The sequence below is a fragment of the Streptomyces sp. NPDC031274 genome, assembly GCF_055570235.1.
This window is the reverse complement of record NZ_JBVIHP010000002.1, coordinates 178960-184959: the sequence shown is the minus strand read 5'-3', so window position 1 is coordinate 184959 and position 6000 is coordinate 178960. Positions and strand designations below refer to the sequence as shown.

The 6000-nt window shown below is 69.4% G+C and carries 5 protein-coding genes; 4 read left to right on the top strand and 1 reads right to left on the bottom strand.

Annotated features, from left to right (window positions below):
- Nucleotides 1–95 precede the first annotated feature (95 nt).
- A complete protein-coding gene (locus ACZ5CR_RS03820; protein ID WP_468853266.1) occupies nt 96–1340 on the bottom strand; it encodes a DUF418 domain-containing protein in 1245 nt (414 codons plus the stop codon).
- Nucleotides 1341–1524: 184 nt separating this feature from the next.
- Here ACZ5CR_RS03820 and ACZ5CR_RS03815 point away from each other — a divergent pair, with 184 nt between their 5' ends.
- The 4 genes from ACZ5CR_RS03815 to ACZ5CR_RS03800 all read left to right on the top strand — a co-directional run bounded on the left by ACZ5CR_RS03815 (nt 1525) and on the right by ACZ5CR_RS03800 (nt 5928).
- Complete coding sequence (locus ACZ5CR_RS03815; RefSeq protein ID WP_468853264.1) at nt 1525–2190, top strand: response regulator; 666 nt, start codon at nt 1525–1527, stop codon at nt 2188–2190.
- Entirely contained in the window at nt 2187–3299 is a 1113-nt protein-coding gene (locus ACZ5CR_RS03810) for a sensor histidine kinase (protein WP_468853262.1), read from the top strand. Before ACZ5CR_RS03815 ends, ACZ5CR_RS03810 begins: the two co-directional genes overlap by 4 nt.
- Nucleotides 3300–3596: 297 nt before the next feature.
- On the top strand, nt 3597–4238 hold the full coding sequence (locus ACZ5CR_RS03805) for a DUF6461 domain-containing protein (protein WP_468853877.1): 642 nt from the start codon (nt 3597–3599) through the stop codon (nt 4236–4238).
- A 619-nt stretch (nt 4239–4857) separates the two neighbouring features.
- Nucleotides 4858–5928: an NAD(P)/FAD-dependent oxidoreductase gene (locus ACZ5CR_RS03800; RefSeq protein ID WP_468853260.1), complete on the top strand. Its 1071-nt coding sequence runs from the start codon at nt 4858–4860 to the stop codon at nt 5926–5928.
- The last annotated feature ends 72 nt before the right edge of the window (nt 5929–6000 follow it).

Genomic DNA, 6000 nt, shown 5'->3' with positions numbered 1-6000 from the left:
ACCCCACCCCTCCCCCCCCCCCCCCCCCCCCCCCCCCCCCCCCCCCCCCCCCCCCCCCCCCCCCCCCCCCCCCCCCCCCCCACGCCGGGCGGGTGTCACTTGATGTGGCGGGTGATGCGGGTGGCACTGTGCAGCAGGTACTCCAGCGGACCGCGGCGCAAGTACCGCGTCCAGAGGGTGGCCAGGAGCATGGCGGCCCCGATGGACACGGCCAGTGCGATCAGGGCCGGGCCGGTCTCTTCCTCCATGCCGAACATGTGGATGGCGAGGATGTGGGCGACGTAGGCGGACAGCGCGACCATGCCGACGGCGGCGAGGGGCCGGGCCAGCCGCGTGAGGCGCGGCATCCGGGCGGCGGCGGTGACGCAGGCGGCCACCACAAGCAGTGCGACACCGGTGTTGCCCAGGATGGAGAACGTGGTCTGGCTGTGGGGTGCGCCCACCAGCAGCCAGGCAGTGGGGGCGCCGTCGTTGAGGTAGCCGACGGTGTCCGACCACCAGGCGGAGGCCGCGCCGTCGCCGTCGGTGGCTGCCGCGATGGTGGCGCGGGCGTTCGGGACGAAGTGCAGGGCCAGCCAGGAGCCGCCGTAGCCGAGCACGGCCAGGACGCCGCCGGTCCATGCCAGGCGGGTGCGGATGCGGGCCCGGGCCAGATCGAGGCGGGCGAGCGCCATCCCTGCGAGCATGAACGGCATCCAGGTGAGCACCGGGTACTCGCCGGTGAACAACAGCTCCAGCAGGCCGTCGGTGTCGGTCAGGCGGGCGAGGGGATCCGCGGCGATGACCGTGTCACCCCAGTCACCGTCGTAGAGGGCCTGCCGGATCACATGAAGGATCACCGGCATGACCAGGGCGCCGACGGCCGCCAGCAGGGCCAGGTTGCGGGCCCGCAGCCGACGGAGCGGTACAAGAAGCAGGAAGAGCAGTCCGTAGAAGGAGAGGATGACGTCGACGTCGGTGTCCAGGGCGGTCAGCGCATAGCCGGCGGCGATCAGGATCAGCGCGCGGATGACGATGCGGCCCGCGGCCTGCCGCCCGGGTCGGCCGGTGTAGGGCTGCGGGCGGCCGGTGATGAGAATGAGGGAGAACCCGGCGAGCAGCGCGAACAGTGCGGAGGAGCGGCCGCGGGCCAGTTCGGCGAGAAAGCCCAGTGGTCCGGCGATCGTCGGTTCGGGGCCGAGGTGGGCGGCGTACATACCGAAGACCGCCAGGCCGCGTGCGAGGTCGATGCCGATGAGGCGGCCGGCCGAGGGCGGACGGGCGGTGCTGGGCGGCCGGTCCGGCTGCGGGAGAGGCCGCGATACAGCGGGTGCGGGGGCCGAGGGCGCGTCGCGTGTCATGGCTTTCAGACTGATGACGCACCGCGTCCAGGCCTATCCGGCAAGTGGCCGCCGTCCTCCCGCCGACCGGCTGGACGCTCTCCGTCACCCAGCGGGTAAAAGCGCCGCAGGAACTTCCGGGCCCTCTCCTGCGTGGTACGAATCCTCAAGTGGTCCCACGTCGATGGCGATAAGGGGGACGCACGTGATTCGCGTACTGGTGGTAGACGACGAAGCACTCGTCCGAACGGGCTTCGAACACATCCTGTCCGCGGCCGACGACATCGAGGTGGTGGCCGCGGTCGGCGGCGGCCAAGCGGTGAAGGCGGCCAAGGAGTTGCGCCCGGACGTGGTGCTGCTGGACATCCGCATGCCGGATGTGGACGGGCTGACGGTACTGGCCCAACTGCGCCAACTTGCCGAGAACCCGGTGGTGGCCATGCTCACCACGTTCGACATGGACGAATACGTGGCCGCTGCCCTGCGCTCGGGGGCAGCCGGTTTCCTGCTCAAGGACACGGATCCACTGCAACTGCCCGTGCTGGTACGCGACTTGGCCGAGGGCGGCGTCGTGCTGTCCTCCTCCGTCACCCGTACCGTCGTACACGGCTACCTCGACAACAGCCCCCAGCACGCCGCCATGCACCGCATCCAGGTGCTGAGCGACCGGGAACGCGCCGTGCTGGTATTGATCGCCGAAGGACTGTCCAACACCGCCATCGGCGCACGGATGCACCTGAGCACCGGCACGGTAAAAGACCACGTGAGCGCCGTGCTGTCCAAACTGCGGGTGGTCAGCCGTGTCCAGGCCGCCCTGCTGGCCGAACGCGCAGGCCTGCTCAAGGCGCCGGACCAGCGGGAGGAGAAGTGAAGGACCGCCGGATACCCGCGCCTGTACTGGACGCCGTGCTCATCATCGTCTCCCTGCTGGACATCTGGGTGCACGAAGAATCCGATGAACCGCTGCGCAGAGCCGCCGCCCTGCTGGCCACCGCCGCACTGGCCCTGCGCCGCCACGTGCCGCTGCCGGCCTTCTTGCTCACGCTGCCCGCCGCCCTGGTCAGCGATGCGATCTTCGCGCCGCTGGCCGCGCTGTACTCCCTGGCCTCACTCAACCGCCACCGAGTGCTGCTGGCGCTCGGCGCACTGGCTCTGGCCGCCTGCGACCTGACCTACTGGACCTGGCCCGGACCGGGGTTCGCCGACTTCTCCGACTCTTCCGACCTGGTCATTGTCACGTACAGCCTGGCCACCGCCACCGCGCCGGTCTTCCTCGGCCAGCTCGTCCAAGCCCGCCGTGAACTGTCGCTGCGCCTCACCGAGATCTCTCAGGCCCGCGAGCACGAGCGTGAACTGCTGGCCCAGAGCGTACTGGCCAAAGAGCGCGCCCAGCTTGCCCGGGAGATGCACGACGTGGTCTCCCACCAGGTCAGCCTGATCGCGGTACGCGCCGGAGCGCTGCAGGTCGCCACCCACGACGCCGCGGCGTGCGAGGCCGCCACCACCATCAGGCAGTTGAGCGTGCAGACCCTGGAAGAACTGCGGCACATGGTCAGCGTCCTCAGGGCCGCAGGCAGCCGCCCCACCGAACTGACCCCGCAGCCCTCCCTGGCCGACCTGCAGCGCCTCGTCGACACCAGCGGCATCGAGACACAGTTGCACACGTACCTGCCCGACGCCCTGCCCCCACCCCTCCAACGCGCCGTCTACCGCGCTGTGCAGGAAGCTCTCACCAACGTCCGCAAGCACGCCCCCGGCGCCACGGCCGTCATCCGCATCCGGCAGGAGGACGACATCGTGCACGCCGCCGTCACCAACAGCGCGCCCACCCGGCCCGCCCTGCTGCTGCCCGGCGCCCACCACGGCCTGGCCGGACTGCGCCAGCGAGCCGAACTCCTGGGCGGCACCGTCACCGCCGCCCCGACCGCAGACGGCGGCCACGAACTGCACCTGCATCTGCCGCTGCACCAGACACCGTGACCAGCACGAAAGGCTGGCCACCGAGGGTGCCGAAAATGCCGTCCATGCAACTCAGAAGCCTGGTCGGTGGTGCGTCAGGATGAGCACTCGTGCTGCTCGTCCCGCCTGCCCACTGACCTTCGAAGCGTCGTGATCTGCTCGGCGGGGTAATCCACGCATACGCGCAGGTTGCCTTGGGCGGCCGAGTTACGGGCACCCACAGGCGCCCTCTGCGACCGCTAACGGCTCCTCAGCTTCAGTAGATTCTCTTGTACGCGCCGTCATCTTGACGGCCACCGTGCAGGGGAGGGCGTCTTGGTGAACCGAGTACCTACGGAGAACGGGCTGCGCTGGATATCCGATGCCTACAGCACCAGCTTCACGCTCACACTCAGTGAGGGGCTCTCGCCGTACGAGCTGCTGCGTCACGTCGGCGCCGACGAGCGACACATTGTCCCACTCACCCGGCCCGCAGCGTATGAGCTGCTGTTGAGGGATGAGGAGGACCACATCAGTGACCTCGACTTCTTGGACTGGGAAGACGAGGCGGCGGTTGCCCAGCTGACAAGCGCCGGCTTTCTGCCAGCCCCGCCCGACACCATCGTCCGAGCAGGCTCGGTGGCGGGCTGGGCGTATGCGCTCGAGGAATTCCACTGCCAGACGGGCAGGTACCTTGCCGCGCTGTCCGAGCGAGGACGGGCGTTCTGCGTGCATCGCAACGCGAAAGGCTTCAGCCGCGTCGGCTATGCCTGCCGCGGCGAGGAAGTGACGTCCTTCGAGCCCGGTCTGCCGCACCTGACGAACGGTGCCCCCGCCGAAGTGGCGCTTGGCTTCACGCACAGCAACGCTGATGACTTGGGCGATGTCGCATTCCTGCGTTTCCTGGAGGGCGAGTTCGGCCTCCACCTGCCCTGGGAGGAGACGGAGGCAGAGCTTCCGGCAGCCGCTCTCACCTGCTGACCCCCTCGGGCAGCCACGCCTCTGCGTCAACGACTCCGCAGCCGCCGCACCACGCCTCGGACAGCCCGCAAAGGCATCGACTTCTCGACCCCGGGCTCGGCCGGCACCGGGAGGCCGTCGAACGGACGGTGAGCCTGCTCGGCGGCGCCCGCGGACCCCAACGCCGCTACGAACGCAACGCCGTCCCCTTCCTCGCCTTCGCGGGCATCGCGGGCATCGCGGGCATCGCGGGCATCGCGGCAGTCGATACCCGCTACGGCCACCGACTGCGCCGCCCGCCTTGCCGACAGGGTCGCGAAGGAAGACCAGCGACGCAGCCTGCTCGGCTCCCCCACACCCACCAGCGGAGGATGGCCTACAGGTGAGACCTGCGGGGGGCCTTTGTCCGCTTCGCCGGACTCGGCGATAGCCCTTAGATTCGCGGGTTGGTGACGGCAGAATGCCTGGCGAAAGAGCCTGCTTCCCGCGCGCAGGGATGGTCTTTCCGCTCCTGGCTCACCAGTTGGAACGGATGACGGGTCGCAGTAAATCCTGTTGTGCCATCCCGGCCGCGACCCGACTGTGTCTCTACGGCTGCAGCCACAGCCTGAACGGTCGCTGGCCTATCGGAAAGGACCTCATGTCAGCCGTTGTCGTTGTCGGTGCGGGGATCGTCGGCTCCTCAGTGGCCTACCACCTGGCCCGTCGGAGCGTCCCGGTCACCCTGCTCGAGCAAGGACCCGCACCAGCCGCCGGGGTCACAGGAGACTCCTTCGCCTGGATCAGAGGTGCGGGAGGCCACTGGCCCGGCGGAGCTCAAGACCTTCGCGAACACGTCCGGGCGGACTACCGGCGTCTGCAGAACGAACTGCCCCACGTCACCGTCCGCCGGACCGGCTCACTGTCCTGGGCCGACACACCGACGCAGGACTCACGGCCAGGGCCGGGGCCGGGGCCGGGGCCAGGGCCAGGGCCAGGCCAATTCCGCATCGGACGAAGTGACATCGCAGCCCTGGAGCCCAACCTCCGACACCCACCCGACCACGCCATCCACACCCCGAGCGACGCAGGCGTCGACCCAACAGCACTGACCCACGCACTCGCGGCCGCCGCCGACGCCCACGGAGCAACCGTGCTCCACAACACCGCGGCCACCTCCTTGCAGGTGACCAACGGACACATCGAGGGCGTGCTGACCTCGACCGGAGTCCACACCGCCGCAACCGTCGTCCTCACAGCCGGAACAGGAACCCCCAAGCTCTGCCAGCCACTCTCGGCCGACCTGGCCATTGCCGCCTCCCCGGCCACCCTCGCGCGGGTCACAGCACCCCCTGGCCTGGTCAAGACCATCGTGGCCCGCCCTGATTTCGAGGTCCGAGAGGTACGAGACGGGAACCTCTTGCTGGTAGTGCCGCATGCTGAAGACACAGCAGCAGCGTCTGCGCAGGCCGCCAAGGACGCGCTCCAGCACCTGAAGGCGGCCTTCCAAGGAAGCGACCAGTGCCGCCTGCTGGGCTACCGCACCGCCAGACGCCCGATGCCCGCTCACGGCCCCGTCATCGGCTACACGACAAACGACCGATCCGTCTACGTCGCCGTCATGCACTCCGCCATCACCCTGGCGCCCACCGTTGGACGGCTCATCGCAGACGAACTCGTCACCGGCAGGCCAGCCCCCGAGCTACGGCGCTGTCGCCCACGCACCCGCTGACATCACTTCACACCGAAAGCGATCAAGAAGATCGCCGCCCAGCGACAGTCAAAGTCGTCGCCAGGCATATGG

What these genes read in the sequence shown, in the direction of transcription:
- ACZ5CR_RS03820 (WP_468853266.1), bottom strand. Translation starts at nt 1,340, where the DNA reads ATGACACGCGACGCGCCCTCGGCCCCCGCACCCGCTGTATCGCGGCCT.
- ACZ5CR_RS03800 (WP_468853260.1), top strand. Translation starts at nt 4,858, where the DNA reads ATGTCAGCCGTTGTCGTTGTCGGTGCGGGGATCGTCGGCTCCTCAGTG.